This window comes from Flavobacterium sp. 245 (assembly GCF_004362055.1).
GTDB lineage: Bacteria > Bacteroidota > Bacteroidia > Flavobacteriales > Flavobacteriaceae > Flavobacterium.
In genome coordinates this window covers 53,916-69,676 of the sequence record NZ_SNXB01000007.1, presented here as the reverse complement: position 1 = coordinate 69,676, position 15,761 = coordinate 53,916, and the positions used below count along the sequence as shown (strand labels likewise).

General features: G+C 35.1%; 8 protein-coding genes and 1 pseudogene. 7 read left to right on the top strand and 2 right to left on the bottom strand.

The annotated features are described in order from the left end of the window. Nucleotide 1 precedes the first annotated feature (1 nt). Together EV145_RS14510 and EV145_RS14505 are read right to left on the bottom strand one after the other, a co-directional pair. A complete protein-coding gene (locus EV145_RS14510) occupies nucleotides 2-1,411 on the bottom strand; it encodes a PLP-dependent aminotransferase family protein (protein WP_133525921.1) in 1,410 nt (469 codons plus the stop codon). 96 nt (nucleotides 1,412-1,507) lie between these two features. Next, entirely contained in the window at nucleotides 1,508-2,401 is an 894-nt protein-coding gene (locus EV145_RS14505; protein WP_133525920.1) for a dienelactone hydrolase family protein, read from the bottom strand. 216 nt (nucleotides 2,402-2,617) lie between these two features. On the opposite strand from EV145_RS14505, the gene EV145_RS14500 reads away from it, so the two are divergent. From EV145_RS14500 to EV145_RS14470, 7 genes and pseudogenes are all read left to right on the top strand, one after another. Then, nucleotides 2,618-3,850: a PQQ-dependent sugar dehydrogenase gene (locus EV145_RS14500; RefSeq protein ID WP_133525919.1), complete on the top strand. Its 1,233-nt coding sequence runs from the start codon at nucleotides 2,618-2,620 to the stop codon at nucleotides 3,848-3,850. Between the two features lie 139 nt (nucleotides 3,851-3,989). Then, nucleotides 3,990-6,092, top strand: a complete 2,103-nt coding sequence (locus tag EV145_RS14495) for a glycoside hydrolase family 97 protein (protein ID WP_133525918.1) — start codon at nucleotides 3,990-3,992, stop codon at nucleotides 6,090-6,092. 23 nt (nucleotides 6,093-6,115) lie between these two features. Then, nucleotides 6,116-7,084, top strand: a pseudogene (locus EV145_RS14490) (type I phosphomannose isomerase catalytic subunit). Between the two features lie 195 nt (nucleotides 7,085-7,279). Beyond that, the gene (locus EV145_RS14485) at nucleotides 7,280-8,290 is read left to right on the top strand and encodes a LacI family DNA-binding transcriptional regulator (protein ID WP_133525917.1); all 1,011 of its coding nucleotides are present in this window, start codon (nucleotides 7,280-7,282) and stop codon (nucleotides 8,288-8,290) included. Nucleotides 8,291-8,580: 290 nt separating this feature from the next. Beyond that, nucleotides 8,581-11,670, top strand: coding sequence for a SusC/RagA family TonB-linked outer membrane protein (locus tag EV145_RS14480; RefSeq protein WP_243739267.1), 3,090 nt, complete (start codon nucleotides 8,581-8,583; stop codon nucleotides 11,668-11,670). A 16-nt stretch (nucleotides 11,671-11,686) separates the two neighbouring features. After that, entirely contained in the window at nucleotides 11,687-13,204 is a 1,518-nt protein-coding gene (locus EV145_RS14475; protein WP_133525915.1) for a SusD/RagB family nutrient-binding outer membrane lipoprotein, read from the top strand. A gap of 431 nt (nucleotides 13,205-13,635) precedes the next feature. Next, nucleotides 13,636-15,624, top strand: coding sequence for a beta-mannosidase (locus EV145_RS14470; protein WP_133525914.1), 1,989 nt, complete (start codon nucleotides 13,636-13,638; stop codon nucleotides 15,622-15,624). Nucleotides 15,625-15,761: the final 137 nt, after the last annotated feature.

Sequence of the window (15,761 nt, the reverse complement as noted above, 5' to 3'; positions counted from 1 at the left end):
GTTATAAAAGTTTAGAAAGAGCTATAATGCCTTCTTCCATTTGCTGTTCAGTTAGTGAAGCATAACCAAGCCTTAAGCCAGAAACAGGAGTCTTGAAACTGAATTTTTCTGGACTCATTATTTTAATTCCTTTCTGAAGTAAATTTTCACAAACTGCTTGCAGATCAACTTCTGATTTTGGAACAATCCAAAAAGCCAGTCCGCCTTCAGGTTTTATATAGGTAATTTTATCTTGAAGATGTTGCTGACAAAGCTTTTCAAAATAATCTCTTTTAGATTTATAAATTAAATTCGCTTTTTTCAGATGCCGTTTTATTTGACCTTCATTGATTAGATTTAAAACAGCTTCTTCCATTATATTATCGCCTTGAACATCGATTATTTTTCGGTGTTTTGCCACTTTTTCGATGTTTGCAATCGAAGTAGCAAGATAACCAATACGCAGTGCCGGCGCGACAATTTTGCTTAGTGTACCAATATAAACGAAATTTTGAATGTTGCCATAACTGGAAATAGGAAGAATAGGGCGCTGTCCAAAATGAAATTCGTTATCATAATCATCTTCTATAATTGTGAAACCATATTGATTAGATAATGCAACGAGCTTTAATCTTTTCATGAGGCTCATGGTAACAGTAGTAGGAAACTGGTGGTGTGGTGTTACGTAAATTGCTTTTATTGTCTTGTATTTTTTGAGGTAGTTTTCTACTTCATTAATGCTAAGACCATCGTTTTCGACATTTACAGGAAGCAAAGTGGCGCCTGCATTTTCAAAAGTTTCCCACGCAGGTTTGTAACCTGGATTTTCGACCATAACAAAATCTCCTTTTGAAAAAAGACAATGCGAAGTCAGGTACATTGCCATTTGGCTTCCTCGTGTTATGCAAATTTGATCTGCTGCAATATTGAGTCCTCTTTTAAAATTCAGCATTTGAACTATTGCTTTCCTAAATTCAATATCACCAAGTTCGTTGCTGTAACCCATTATTTGCCAGCGCGATTTTCTGTTGAATATTTCTCTGTAAGCGCGTGCCAAATCATTCATGGGAGCCAAGCGGCTATCAGGAAGTCCGTCATCAAAAACGAGATGATGCTTTAATTCATCTTTATTTATTACTGCTTTCTTTTCAGATTTTGCTGTGATGATTTTACTTTGTAATGCTGCAATAAAAGTTCCTTTTCTGTCTATTGTTATGAGCCAGCCTTCAGCAATTAAAACATCTAAAGCTTCAACAACCGTATTTCGGTTTACATTCAATAATTCGGCAAGCTTTCGGCTTCCAGGTAAAGCGTTCCCAGCAGTTAAGTTTCCAGATTGTATGGCGTTTATGATAGCATCAGCAATTTGCAGATACAGCGCTTTATCTGATTTTTTGTCTAATTGAATTTGGAGTTGCCAAGGACGTAACATCTGGACCAGCTTTTTTAATTAAAAAATGATTAAAAGGCAGTCCAAATTTACAATAATTTTAAATGTTAAAACTCAGATTGTCGTAGTATTAACAATTTACTTCTTTTTCAGTTTTAGTTTGAAAAAATCAATCGTTCTTGTCCATGATAAAGTTGCTGCAGCTTCATCATATCTAGGCGTTGTATTATTATGAAAACCATGATTGACTCCTGCATAAAAATAAGCTGTATTTTCGACTTTATTTTTTGTAAGCACTTCTTCAAAGGCTGGCCAGCCGTCATTTACACGTGTGTCAAGACCTGCATAGTGCAACATTAAAGGAGTAGTTATTTTTTCTGCTTCGTCTGTGGTTGGTTGTCCTCCATAATAGGGAACCGCAGCAGATAAAGAGGGTATTTTTACTGCCATCATATTTGAAATCCAGCCTCCAAAACAAAACCCAACAACACCCACGTAACCGTTACAGTCTTTGTGTGATTTAAGGTATTCGTATGCCGCAATAAAATCTTCGAGCATTTCTTCACGAGTTCGTTTCTTTTGCAATTCTCTTCCCGCATCATCATTGCCTGGATAACCGCCCAGTGGTGAAAGTGCGTCTGGTGCAAGCGTAATGAAACCTTCAACAGCAGCTCTTCTTCCAACATCTTCAATATAAGGGTTTAAACCTCGGTTTTCATGAACAACAATAATTCCCGGCAATTTCTTTCTAGTTTCAGATGGCTGTGACAAAAGACCTTTAATGCTTCCGCCACCTTTTGGAGAATCATAATTTATATAGCCTGTTTTTAGTCGCGGATCTGTGGGTTGAACAAGAATACTGTCGACATAATTAGGTGTCATAAAACTTAAAAGCGATGGAAGCGTCAATGTTCCAACCGCGAAGATGGATAATTTCTCAATAAATAAACGGCGGTCAATTTTATTGTGTGCATAATCATCATACAAGTCAAATACTTCTTGACTTATATCTTCTTTGGTTAGTTTCTCCATAGCTTTTTAATTTTAAATCTAATTTAGAAAATAAAATGATTACTTGTAAAATGATTTCAATTTATATAAGTTTTTGAAATAGAAAACACATTTTCAGCGTTATAAGAAATAATTCTATAAGTTTTGAAAGAAATTATGTAATAGAACATAATTGTTATTTCAGAACTTTGAGTAACATAACCCAAACTGTTTTTTAATTTTAAATAATCAAATAAGATGAAAAATACAACCTGCCTTGCCGCATTTTCTGCTTTACTTTTAATGTCTTTTAGTTGTAGTTGTTCCAATGATAAAGATTCACCCGCAGATCCAGGAACAGTAACTGATCCTGTAGAAACAAATGCTCCAAATAGCGCTTACACACCTGCCTTTACAGGCCAGACCCGTATTAGCGGAATTAAAACAAATACCAGTTACGAAGGTGTTGTTGTTACAAGTACTTTAGCAAGTCCGTGGGGCGTGAAAATGCTTCCTGACGGCCGACTTTTAGTTACTGAAAAAGCCGGACAAATGCGCATTGTCACAACAGCTGGAGTTGTCAGCAGTCCAATTACTGGAATCCCTGCTGTTAATGCTTCGGGCCAAGGAGGTTTGCTGGGTTTATGTCTTGATCCTGAATTTGCATCAAATAAAATGATTTACTGGGTTTTTTCTGAAGCCACAACAGGTGGAAATAATACGGCTGTAGCCAAAGGAAAACTCTCAACCGATGAAAAAACAATTGAAGGAGCAACGGTAATTTATCGTGCAAAACCTGCAAATCCAAGTAATCTTCATTATGGAGGCCGAATTCTTTTTGATAAAACTGGAAATCTTGTCGTGAGTACAGGTGAACGTTCGGTTTTAGAAACGAGACCATTGGCACAGTCTGTTTCTTCAGGTCTTGGAAAAGTTGTAAGATTAACAAAAGAAGGTCAGCCGGCATCTGGAAATCCTGTTTTTGCAGGAAGTGGTGCGCTGGCAGAATTATATTCAATTGGGCATAGAAATCCTCAAGGATTGGCACTTCATCCTGTTACTGGTGAAATTTGGGAAAGCGAACATGGTCCGCGTGGCGGAGATGAAATAAACCGATTAAAAGCTGGAGCAAATTTTGGCTGGCCAACAATTACATACGGAATTGAGTACAGCGGTGAAAAAGTAGGTGCGGGAATTCAGCAGCAAAGCGGAATGGAACAGCCTGTTTATTATTGGGATCCAGTAGTTTCGCCAAGCGGTATGACGTTTTATAGCGGTAATCGAGTGCCAGAATGGGAAAACAATTTATTTATAGGAGCGTTGAGCGGTATGCACATTGTTAGACTTGCAATTGATAATAATAAAGTCGTAGGAGAAGAACGATTATTGGTTTCAGAAAATCAACGTTTCAGAGATATTACACAAGGAAATGACGGCGCACTCTATGCGGTTACGGACCAAGGCCGACTCTATAAAATAGACAAGAAATAAAAACGTAAAGCGTTGCTGAGAATAAAAAATCAGCAGCGTTTTTTAATGCAAAATCTTTTTTTTGAAATAAAGTATTTGAGATTTGTAAATTTTATTACTTTTACTAAATCGATTTAGGAATGTTTTTATTTTACTTTACATGAAAAAGATATTATTTAGTTGCCTGTTTATTTTTATTGTAAATCTGTTTACAAATGCACAAGAATTAAAATCACCGGATGGAAATTTGAAGATGGAATTTCATTTAGATACAGCTGGAAGTCCTGTCTATTCGTTGGATTTTAAAGGAAAAGAAGTGTTGAAGCAAAGTAAAATGGGATTTATTTTGAAATCAGATATTTTGCTGAATAAAGATTTTAAGATTGTTGATACTCAATATCAGTCGGAAAACAGTGTTTGGAAACCAGTTCTTGGAGAACAAAAAGAAATCAGGAACCATTATAATGAAGTGAAAGTTTCATTAGAGCAGGCAAAAAGCAAAAGAAAGCTGATAATTTGTTTTCGTTTGTTTAATGACGGATTAGGTTTTCGATATGAATTTCCTGTTCAGGAAAATTTGCGTCATTTTATAATTCAGGAAGAAACAACCGAGTTTAATCTAACCGGAGATCATAAACTTTTTTGGATTCCTGGCGATTATGATACAAATGAATACAGTTATACTACTTCAAAAATATCTGAAATGCAAGCTTTAGTTTATGATGCCGTACATGTACCGTTAGCCGCGCAAAGTGCAATCAAAAATTTAGCGACACAGACCCCGCTGATGATGAAGACCAATGAGGGACTTTATATTAATATTCACGAAGCCGCTTTAAAAAATTATCCGGCAATGTGCCTGAATGTAAATTACAAAACTTTTTCATTAAGTTCACATCTTGTTCCAGATGCAGTAGGCAATAAAGGATATATTCAGACAGGAAGTTTTACGCCGTGGAGAACAGTTGTTGTCAGCGACGATGCCCGAAACATATTGACTTCAAAAATGATATTGAATCTTAATGAGCCTTGCAGCTTTGAAGATATTTCATGGATTAAACCCGTGAAATATATTGGTGTATGGTGGGAATATTTTACAGGCGGAGGATCGACTTGGGCCTATTCTGATAATCAGGATGTAGTAATTGGCAAGACCGATTTTTCTAAGCTGAAACCAAATAATACACACGGAGCAAATACCAATCATGTTAAAGAATATATTGATTTTGCATCTTCAAATGGTTTTGATGCTGTTTTGGTTGAAGGATGGAACGAAGGTTGGGAAGATAATACGGCTTTTAAAAAAGAGCATATTTACAGTTTTACGAAAGCATATCCAGATTTTGATGTTAAAGAACTAAGCGAATATGCAAAGCAAAAAAAGGTAAAGATTATTATGCATCATGAAACTACATCTTCTGCTTCTGAATATGAAAGACAATTAAATGATGCCTTGAATTTTATGACGGACAATAATTATAATGCTGTTAAAACCGGATATGTAGGGCCAATTATTCCAAGAGGCGAACATCATGATGGACAGCAAATGGTAAATCACTATACTTATGTGGCAACTGAAGCTGCTAAACATAAAATAATGCTGGATTCGCACGAAGCGGTTCGTCCTACTGGTTTGCACAGAACGTATCCAAACTGGTTTGCACAGGAATCAGCACGTGGTACCGAGTTTGAATCAATGGAAGGAATTCATCCTGACCACACTACCATTTTGCCATTTACTAGATTGATGGGTGGTCCAATGGATTATACGCCAGGAATTTTTCAGGGAGATTTATCAATTTATGGAACGAAGAAAAATAAGCTGAGCACTACACTGGCAAAACAGTTAGCATTGTATGTAACAATGTACAGCCCTTTACAAATGGCAGCCGATTTGCCTGAAAATTATATCCGATTTAAAGATGCTTTTCAGTTTATTAAAGACGTTGCTTTGGATTGGGATGAAACCTATATTCTGGAAGCGGAACCTGGGGATTTTATAACTATTGCAAGAAAAACAAAAGGAAAGCAAGAATGGTTTGTGGGAAGCATTACAGATGAAAATTCACGTACTGCTTTGATTGACTTTAGTTTTCTTCCAACAGGAAAATCATTTACAGCAACTATTTATGAAGACGGCAAAACAGCTGATTATAAAACAAATCCGCAGTCGTATAACATTCGAAAAGTAACCGTAAACAGCAAAAGTAAATTAAAACAAAAGTTAGCTTCTAGCGGGGGAGTGGCCATTTCGATAAAATAAAATTTTTTTTAAAAAAATCAGATATGAATACAATAAATTATCCATTACAATTTGAACCAATTCTGAAAGAAAGAATTTGGGGCGGAGAAAAATTAAAAACGCTTCTTAATAAACCAATTGTTTCTGCTATTACAGGCGAAAGCTGGGAATTATCAACAGTAGAAGGCGATGTAAGTATTGTGGTAAACGGTGATTTAAAAGGAAAATCTTTAACAGAATTAATTGAAGATGCTCCAAACGAAATTTTAGGAACTGCCGTTTATGCCCGATTTGGAAAACAATTTCCATTACTTTTCAAGTATTGAGATGCCAGAGAAGATCTTTCAATTCAGGTCCATCCAAATGATAAATTGGCCAAAGAACGTCATAATTCATTTGGAAAAACTGAAATGTGGTACGTAATGCAAGCTGATACAGATGCCCGAATTATTGTTGGCTTTAAAGAAGATTCAAGCAAAGAAGAATATCTGGAAAATCTAAACAATAAAACATTGGTTTCGATTTTAGATGATGTAAAAGCTAAAGCGGGCGATGTTTTTTTTCTGGAAACAGGAACAGTTCACGCTATAGGAGCAGGTTTGGTTGTGGCCGAAATTCAGCAGACCTCAGACATAACCTATCGTTTATACGATTTTGACAGAACAGATGCAGAAGGAAACAAACGTGAATTGCATGTAGATTTGGCATTAGACGCCATTAATTACAATAAAGTTTATACGTATAAAAATTACGAGAAAATTGAAAATAAAGCGAATGTTATTGTCGATTGTCCATATTTTACCACGAATATCATTCCGCTTGATGGAGAAGTTGATTTTACTAAAACAGGGGAAACTTTTACCGTTTACATGTGCACAGAAGGCGGTTTTAAAATTGAAATCGACGGTGAAATTTATTCTTATATAAAAGGAGACACAATTTTAATTCCGGCAGCCGTAAAAACCTTTACTGTAAAGGGAACAGCTTCAATTTTAGAAGTATTTATCTCATAAAAAAATTGGGTTTAATTTCCGTCATAAAAAATTAATATAACATGTAATCCTTGTAAATACTGAGGATTATATGTTATATTAACTCTAAAAAAACGATTTACTCAAAAAAATATTTACAAAATCGTTTTAGTAATTGTTTTTAATATATATTTGTGACATAATTAACAACAGCTTAATAAATAATCAACCCGCTAAATGAAAAAAATTACTATTAAAGATATTGCTACAGAAGCTGAAGTTTCTATATCTACGGTATCTTTTGTGATTAATGGAAAAGGGGAGAAAATGGGAATCAGTGCTGCTGTTATTAAAAAAGTTCAGGACGTTGCTGAAAATCTTAATTACAGGCCAAGTATGATTGCGACCAGTTTAAGAACTGGAAAAACAAGATCAATTGGATTAATAGTAGAAGATATTTCGAATCAGTTTTTTTCTGATTTGGCGCGCGTGATTGAAGATGAAGCTAAAAATATTGATTACCGAGTTTTTTATTGCAGTACGGGTGATGATGATGAACGCTCAGAAGAATTGATTCACAGTTTATTGCAGGCAAATGTTGATGGTTTTATTATTACACCAACTCAAAATTTGGAAGAGAAAATCGATCTTCTTTTAAAACTGAAAAAACCAGTTGTATTAATTGATAGATATTTTCCGGGACAGCGAGTGAGCCATGTAGTAATGGATAATTATGAAGCATCAAACTCGGCAACAAAATTTCTAATTAACAAAGGCTGTAAAAATATTGCTGTTGTCAATAATACTTCTGAAATGGTTCAGATGAAATTAAGGGAAGACGGCTACAGAGATGCTTTAAAAGAAAACGGAGTTTATAATGAAGCGCTTGTTCTTCATATTGATTACCACAGTAATGAAGAAACTAGAATTAAAGCAATTGTGAATTTTTTTCAAGAAAATCCAAACATTGATGCGGTTTTGTTTTTAGCGAATTACATGGGACTTGCGGGTCTTCAGGCTTTTAGAGGAATGGGAATCAGTATTCCAGGGGATATTTCGGTAATTAGTTTTGATGATCATGATAGTTTTAAATTACATACACCAACAATTACGGTTATTGCACAGCCAATTGAAGATATTGCAATTAAATCAATACAATTGCTAATGAGCCAGATGACCGATATGGAAGCATTTAAAGTTGAAAAAAGTCTGAAAAAAGGAAACTTGATTATTAGAGAATCGGTTTAATTATTAAGCTGATAATGAATAAAAAAAAAGAAAACGTTTTCGTTTTTTTTTACCTGTTTTACTAAATCGTTTTAGTAAAATTTTAGAAAAATGAATCCGGGCAGAATTTATTTTTTAGATATAAAATATTGATTTTTTGGAGAGTAGCAAAAAATTGAAAAAAGATAGTATTTAAAGGTGGAGATCTTTAAGTGCCATATTACAATTGAGTTCGAATTTATTATTAATTATTAAAAAACAATCACGTTAAAACAAACAAAAATCAAAACAAATAACCAAAAAAAATGCTTATGAAACGAATTTTAGCAGTGTTAGCAATGGTATTGTTAAGCAGTCTTGGAGCTGTAGCACAAAACCGATTAATAACAGGCATAGTTAATGATGCAGAGAACAAGGGAATTGTTGCTGCATCCATTGAGGTTCAAGGAAAACCATTTAGCGCAGTTACTGATGCTGAAGGGAGATTTAAAATGAATGTTCCAGAAGGTAAAGTTACGCTTAATGTATCTTCTATAGGTTTTGTATCAAAATCAGTGGTACTTCAGGAAAACGAAAACAAAATTTCGGTTGTATTAATCGAAAATGCACAAGAGTTAAAAGATGTTGTCGTGACTTCGTTTGGAGTTAAAAAACAAAAGAAAAGTTTGGGTTACGCAGTTGGAGAACTGAAAGGTGACGAGCTTACAAAAAACAAAGAAATTAATTTAGGAAATGCGCTTCAGGGAAAAATTGCTGGGGTTAACGTTTCTGCACCAGTTACAGGTCCGTCTGGATCAAGCCGTGTAGTAATTCGTGGAGCAACTTCTGCTTCTGGATTAAATCAGCCTTTGTATGTTGTAGATGGTATTCCAATTGATAACAGCCAACAAGGAAATGCGAATATGTGGGGTGGAGCTGATAAAGGTGATGGTATGTCATCTTTCAATCCAGACGATATCGCTTCTATGTCAGTATTAAAAGGTAGTGCCGCTTCTGCACTTTATGGGTACAGAGGATCAAATGGTGTTATCTTGATTACGACAAAAAAAGGTAAAAACGGAACTGGCTTAGGAGTAGATTTCAGTACAAATTCGACTTTCAACACACCAGCAAGCCTTTTGAACTGGCAAGATCAATACGGAGCTGGAGCACCTGTAAATGGTGTTGCAACAAGATTCAGCGATTTACAGGAACTTAGAGATTCTTACTATTTTGCATGGGGAGATAAATATGACGGAACGCCTTCTCTTTCGCTTGACGGAAAAACAAGACCTTACCAAGCATATGGAAAAGATAATGTTGAAAATTTCTACAGAAACGGATATTCTTTCAGCAATACATTAGCAGTTTCTGGAGGAAATGAAACGACTAATTTCAGATTATCTTTCGGAAATACTAAAGATGAGTCTATTATGCCGGGAACAAATTTCGCAAGAAACAACGTGGCATTAAGCTTAAATTCGGCTCCAAATGCAAAAATTAGTGTAGAGACTAACGCTCAGTATATTACAGAGAAAAGTCATAACAGACCGTATTTGAATGATTCTCCTAGAAATCCTTCGTTCCCAACCACTTTCCTTACGCCAGGAACAGACATCAGATGGCTAAGTAATGGTTATGACGAAAATGGAGGCGAGGCAGACTATTTTGGTGCAAACACGTATCATACAAATCCATATTTTGCAACTCAAGAGCCTTTAAATGATGATCTTAGAAAACGTTTCATTGGTTCTGCAAAAGTAAATTATAACATTACAGAAAAAATTTATGCTAAAGGTGTTATTGGTATTGATGATATTAATTACGAATATACTGAAATCGAGCCTACTGGAATAAACTATAATCCTGGTGGATCTTATGAAAACAGAGTAGAAGGCCGTACAGAGTACAATGCTTCTGGTTATTTAGGATACAAAGGCGATATTGCAAAAAATCTTTCTTTAGATGCTTTCATTGGAGCAAACCGTCAACACAATAGATACAGCGGTATTAAAATGAAAGGAAATAATTTTATTGTTCCGTTCAAATATTTCTACGGAAATACACAACCTGATAAAACAGAAAAATTGTTTTCTGAAAGTGAAGTAAACTCGTTGTTTTATTCGGCAGATATTGGATATAAAGATTTCTTATATGTTAGTTTAACAGGTCGTGAAGATTGGTTTTCAACTTTAGATCCATCAAACAACAGTACTTTTTACCCATCTGTAAGTTCAAGTTTTATTTATTCTGAAGTTATTGATTTGCCAGAATGGATGTCATACGGAAAATTCAGAGCAGGCTGGGGTAACGTAGGTGGAGCTTTGCCAGATGCTTATGCACTGTCATTAACTTACACTGCGCCAGACGGACAGACAGATTCTCAAGGACAACCAATTTTAGGTGTTAATGGAGAAACAGTTCCAAATAAATTTTTGAAACCTTATAATGTTAGTACAATCGAATTTGGTTTTGAAAATACGTTCTTCAATAACAGATTAAGTACAGATTTGACTTTTTACCAAAAAAGAACAACAAACGATATTGCTGATGCTGATATTTCTCAAGCCTCTGGTTACAGAACAACTAAAATCAACGTTGGAGAAATCCTAAATAAAGGGGTGGAATTTGCTGCGAATGTAAAAGCAATTAAAACACCAAGTTTCTCTTGGAGCATTGGATATAATTTTGCGTACAATGACAGTGAGGTAGTTAGTCTTTCTGATAAGATTACAACAAAATCATTAGAAGGAAACAGAGACTCTAGAGCTTCTGTAGTTTTAGAAAAAGGACAACCTTTTGGTGTAATCAAAGCGTATGATTATTTAAGAGATGCTAGCGGAAACATTGTTCTTGATACAAATGGAAAATTCATGAGAGGAAATCTAATCATTGCGGGTCAAGGTGTTGCACCAACTTCAATGGGACTTTCAAATGATTTCTCTTATAAAAACTTTACACTTTCAGTTTTTGTTGATGCTAAATTTGGAGGCGAAATCTATTCGGCTACAAATCAGTTAGGAACACGTTACGGATTATCAGAAATCACGCTTCCAGGACGTGAAAGCGGAATTGCAGTATCTGGTAAAGATGTGAATGGAAATGCTGTAAACACAACAGTTTCGGCTTACGATTACTGGAGAAGCTACAGTGATGTAACGTCAAATTTTGTTTACGATGCTGACTTTGTTAAGCTTAGAGCGATTTCTTTTGCTTACAATTTCCCAAAAGCATATTTGCAAAAAACACCATTTCAATCTATCAGTTTAGCATTTTCTGCTCATAACTTATGGACTATTTATGACAAAGTGCCTAACATCGATCCTGAGTCTAACTATTCTAACAGTAATGCTCAAGGTCTTGAAAGAGCTTCTATGCCTTTGACAAGAAATTATGGCTTAACGCTTAATGTCAAATTCTAATCATAAAAATTGAAAGATGAAAAATAGATATATAAAAATATTTTGTATCGCAATTGTTAGTGCAATGACATTAACAGGCTGCGACAAAGGATTCGAAGAAATGAATACGAATCCAAATGCTTTGACTGATCCGGCTGTAAAATCAATGTTCACACTTGCTGAAATTTATGTTGATGGTCAGGATTATTCAAACACTAGAGGAAACAATGCATACGCGGCTCAAATCGTGCAACACTTTTCTTCATTAGGAGGACCGGGTTCAAAATACACCTATTCTTCTGAATATTCGGGTTCTCTTTTTGGTGAATCATATGGAAAAGGACTGAATCAAATTTTTCAATTGATGTCGGTTATTAAAGATGCTCCAGAAAACACAAATGCAATTCAGGCATGCCGAATCATGAAAGTTTTCTTGTTCCAAAAATTGACAGATACTTATGGTGAGATTCCTTATTTCGAAGCAGGAAAAGGATATAACGGAAATATTTTTGCCCCAAAATATGACACACAAGAAGCGATCTACAATGACCTTTTGAAAGAATTAGACGAAGCTGGAGATGCTTTAGATGCAAATAAAGCATTTGTAGGCAACGCCGATTTGTACTACCAAAGTGATGTTGCAAAATGGAAAAAACTTGCTAATTCTTTAATGTTAAGAGTAGCAATGCGTTTGTCTAAAGTTAACCCTGCAAAAGCAAAACAATATGTTGAAAAAGCAGTTGCAAAAGGTGTTTTTACTTCAAATGATGATAGTCTTGTTTTGAAACATGATGCAGGACCACAGGGAGTTAAAACAAATCCAATTACGTCATCTTGGGTTAGAAATGATTTGAACGGAGGAGATGCAAATACAAAATACAGCAAAACCTTTATTGATTTATTGAAAAACACAAATGATCCTCGTTTACGTATTTATGCAAAACTAGAAGCGACAGGAAACAATAATCCTGCAAGCCAGCAAGGTCTTGCAAATGATGCAAAGGAATTTCCTGGAGGAGACAAAAAACTGTTTTCAGATCCAAATACTTCTACAGTATTGCGTTTAGACGCTCCAACTTTAATTATGTCATATGCCGAAGTTAAATTTATCTTGGCAGAAGCAGCAGTAAAAGGATGGAATGTTGGCGGAACAGCACAAAAATTATACGAAGACGGTGTTAGAGCTGCGATGGAAGTTTTAGTGATTTTTGGAGACAAAGTACCTGCTGTTTCACTTGCTGAATACAACACTTATATAACGGCAAATCCGTTTAAAGCTGCCGGAACTGAGGCACAAAAAATTGAGCAGATTATTACTCAAAAATGGATTGTATTGTTATTTAATGGTTTTGAAGCATTTTCTGAATACAGAAGAACTGGATATCCAGTTTTAGTTCCTGTAAATGATCCTGCTGGAGAAACTAAAGGAACAATTCCGAGAAGATTAATTTATGATCAGTCAGAATTAATTACAAACGCTGCAAATTATAAAGAAGCAATTTCGCGCCAAGGGTTGGATTTAATGACAACCAGAATTTGGTGGGATAAGCAATAAGTTTTTAAATATTGGTTAGTTAGTTGAATTAAGCCGGGTAGGAATACCTGTACCTCCCGGCTTATTTTTTATTTCTATTTTGATTTTCATTAAATTAGAAGAGTTTTGTCAGCCATTTATTCGCCAGTTTTCAAAATCATTTTTTTCGCAGACGATACAATGCGTATGCTGAAAAAGATGAGATTATTTTCAAAAGAATATAATAGGATGATAATGATTTTTTAAGAAAGATGAATCTAAAAATCAGAAATCTACAATCTAAAATAAATCAAAGCTTGGCAGCCGTAAAAAGGGAAATTATTTCTGGATATTTTGTTAGTTACTTTTATTCTAAAATGCAAACCTAAAAGAGAAGCGCAATTGCGGTCAATTGCACTTCTCACTCTGCCGGCGATCAATTGGAGTCGATAATAATTTAGTATTCAGTTAAAATGAAACATTTAAAGAGAGTTTATTGGTTTTTGAGCATTTTTGCGGCAAGTTTTTTATCTGCCGCATATGCTCAAAATATAGATATAAAAACGGGTTGGCAATTCCGTGAAACAAAAACTGCAAAATGGTTTCCGGCGACAGTTCCCGGTGAAGTCCATACTGATTTGTTGAATAATAAAACAATTCCAGATCCATTTTACAGAGACAATGAAAAAAAACTGGTTTGGATTGAGAAAAAAGATTGGGAATACAAAACCACTTTTCAAGTAACTTCAACGATATTAAAAAAGAAAAATGCCGAATTAGTTTTTGATGGACTAGATACATACGCAACTGTTTATCTGAATAATAAAGAAGTTTTGAAAGCAGATAATATGTTTCGTCAGTGGCGGGTTGATGTCAAAAAACTTTTGAAATCTGGAAATAATGATTTGGTTATCGTTTTCAAATCGGCACAAAATGTAGTTGATTCTTTGGCAAAAAAAGACCTTCCTTTTGTAATTCCAGATAATCCTCGTGCTTATGTGCGTAAAGCGCAATATCATTTTGGCTGGGATTGGGGACCAAAATTCACTACTTGTGGTATTTGGAAAACACCGCGTTTAGAAGTTTATGATAAAAAAACGCCCGAGAAACCGTATATTTTGGATCGTAAAATTGAATTAGTACAACAGCCGGATAATCTTGGAAAAACTTTCTTTTTTAAAATTGATGGAAAGCCGGTTTACATGAAAGGGGCAAATTATATTCCGTCAGATGCTTTTCTTTCGCGAGTAACTAAAAAGGAATACGAAAAAGTAATTGGTATGGCAAAAGATGCCAATATGAACATGCTTCGTGTTTGGGGTGGTGGTATTTATGAAGATGATTATTTTTATGATTTATGTGATAAAAACGGAATTTACGTTTGGCAGGATTTTATGTTCGCCGGAACAATGGTGCCGGGAGATGACGCTTTTTTTGACAATGTAAAAAAAGAAGTGCAATATCAGGTAAAACGCCTTCGCCATCATAAGAGTATTGTTTTATGGTGTGGCAACAACGAAGCCGATGAAGCTTTTAAAAACTGGGGCTGGCAAAAAAGCATGAATATGTCTAAACAAGATTCGACTCGTTTATGGAAAGATTATGTTCGCTTGTTTCAAGACAGTATTCCAAAATGGGTGAAAGAGGTAGACAATAAACGTCCGTATATTAGTTCTTCGCCACGATTTCACTGGTCAAGACCTGAAAGTCTAACAGAAGGCGACAGCCACTATTGGGGAACTTGGTGGGGATTAGAAGATGTAGAAGCGGTTCAGAAAAAAACAGGCCGTTTTGTGAGTGAATACGGAATGCAGGCAATGCCAAATTATTCTTCAATGGAAAGAATTACGTTGCCGGAAGACCGATATTTATATTCCGATATTTTAGAAGCGCATCAAAAAGCGGGTAAAGGATTCATGAAATTAGATTCGTATTTGAACCGCTATTTCATCGATTCAACCAAAATAAAAAAGATGAATGTTGAGGATTATACCTATCTCACACAATGTCTGCAATATTATTCTCTGAAAAATATTATCGGAATTCATCGTTCAAAAGTGCCTTATAATATGGGAACTTTGGTTTGGCAGCTTAATGATTGCTGGCCGGTAGCAAGCTGGAGCGTGACCGATTATTATGACCGTCAGCCAAAAGCCGCTTGGTACGCCATGAAAGAAGCCTACAGAGATGATAAAACACCAGAAATAGATTTAACACGTCCGATTGATTTAAAATTGGAAGACCCAAAAATTACTTGGGAAATAAAAGGAAATGAAGTAGTTTTAAAAGCATCGAAGTTAGCTAAATATGTAAATGTTTCCATAAAAGGCTATACAGGAAAATGGAGCGATAATTATTTCGATTTAAAACCAGGAGAAGAAAAAATAATCACGTTTGAAGGCAAAATTGAGAAACCAGTTTTGAAAGTTTATTCGCTTTATGAGGTTTTACAAAGATACTAAGGTTCTAAGTTACTAAGATTCTAAGTTTTTTTGAGAAAGAGACAAAGAGACAAAGAGACAAAGAGACAAAGTGACAAAGTGACAAAGATTTTCTGTAGAGGCGCACAGCAGTGCGTCTCCTCAAAGTTTTAAAGTTC

What these genes read in the sequence shown, in the direction of transcription:
- EV145_RS14480 (WP_243739267.1), top strand. Translation starts at nt 8,581, where the DNA reads ATGAAACGAATTTTAGCAGTGTTAGCAATGGTATTGTTAAGCAGTCTT.
- EV145_RS14510 (WP_133525921.1), bottom strand. Translation starts at nt 1,411, where the DNA reads ATGTTACGTCCTTGGCAACTCCAAATTCAATTAGACAAAAAATCAGAT.
- EV145_RS14470 (WP_133525914.1), top strand. Translation starts at nt 13,636, where the DNA reads ATGAAACATTTAAAGAGAGTTTATTGGTTTTTGAGCATTTTTGCGGCA.
- EV145_RS14485 (WP_133525917.1), top strand. Translation starts at nt 7,280, where the DNA reads ATGAAAAAAATTACTATTAAAGATATTGCTACAGAAGCTGAAGTTTCT.
- EV145_RS14505 (WP_133525920.1), bottom strand. Translation starts at nt 2,401, where the DNA reads ATGGAGAAACTAACCAAAGAAGATATAAGTCAAGAAGTATTTGACTTG.
- EV145_RS14475 (WP_133525915.1), top strand. Translation starts at nt 11,687, where the DNA reads ATGAAAAATAGATATATAAAAATATTTTGTATCGCAATTGTTAGTGCA.
- EV145_RS14495 (WP_133525918.1), top strand. Translation starts at nt 3,990, where the DNA reads ATGAAAAAGATATTATTTAGTTGCCTGTTTATTTTTATTGTAAATCTG.
- EV145_RS14500 (WP_133525919.1), top strand. Translation starts at nt 2,618, where the DNA reads ATGAAAAATACAACCTGCCTTGCCGCATTTTCTGCTTTACTTTTAATG.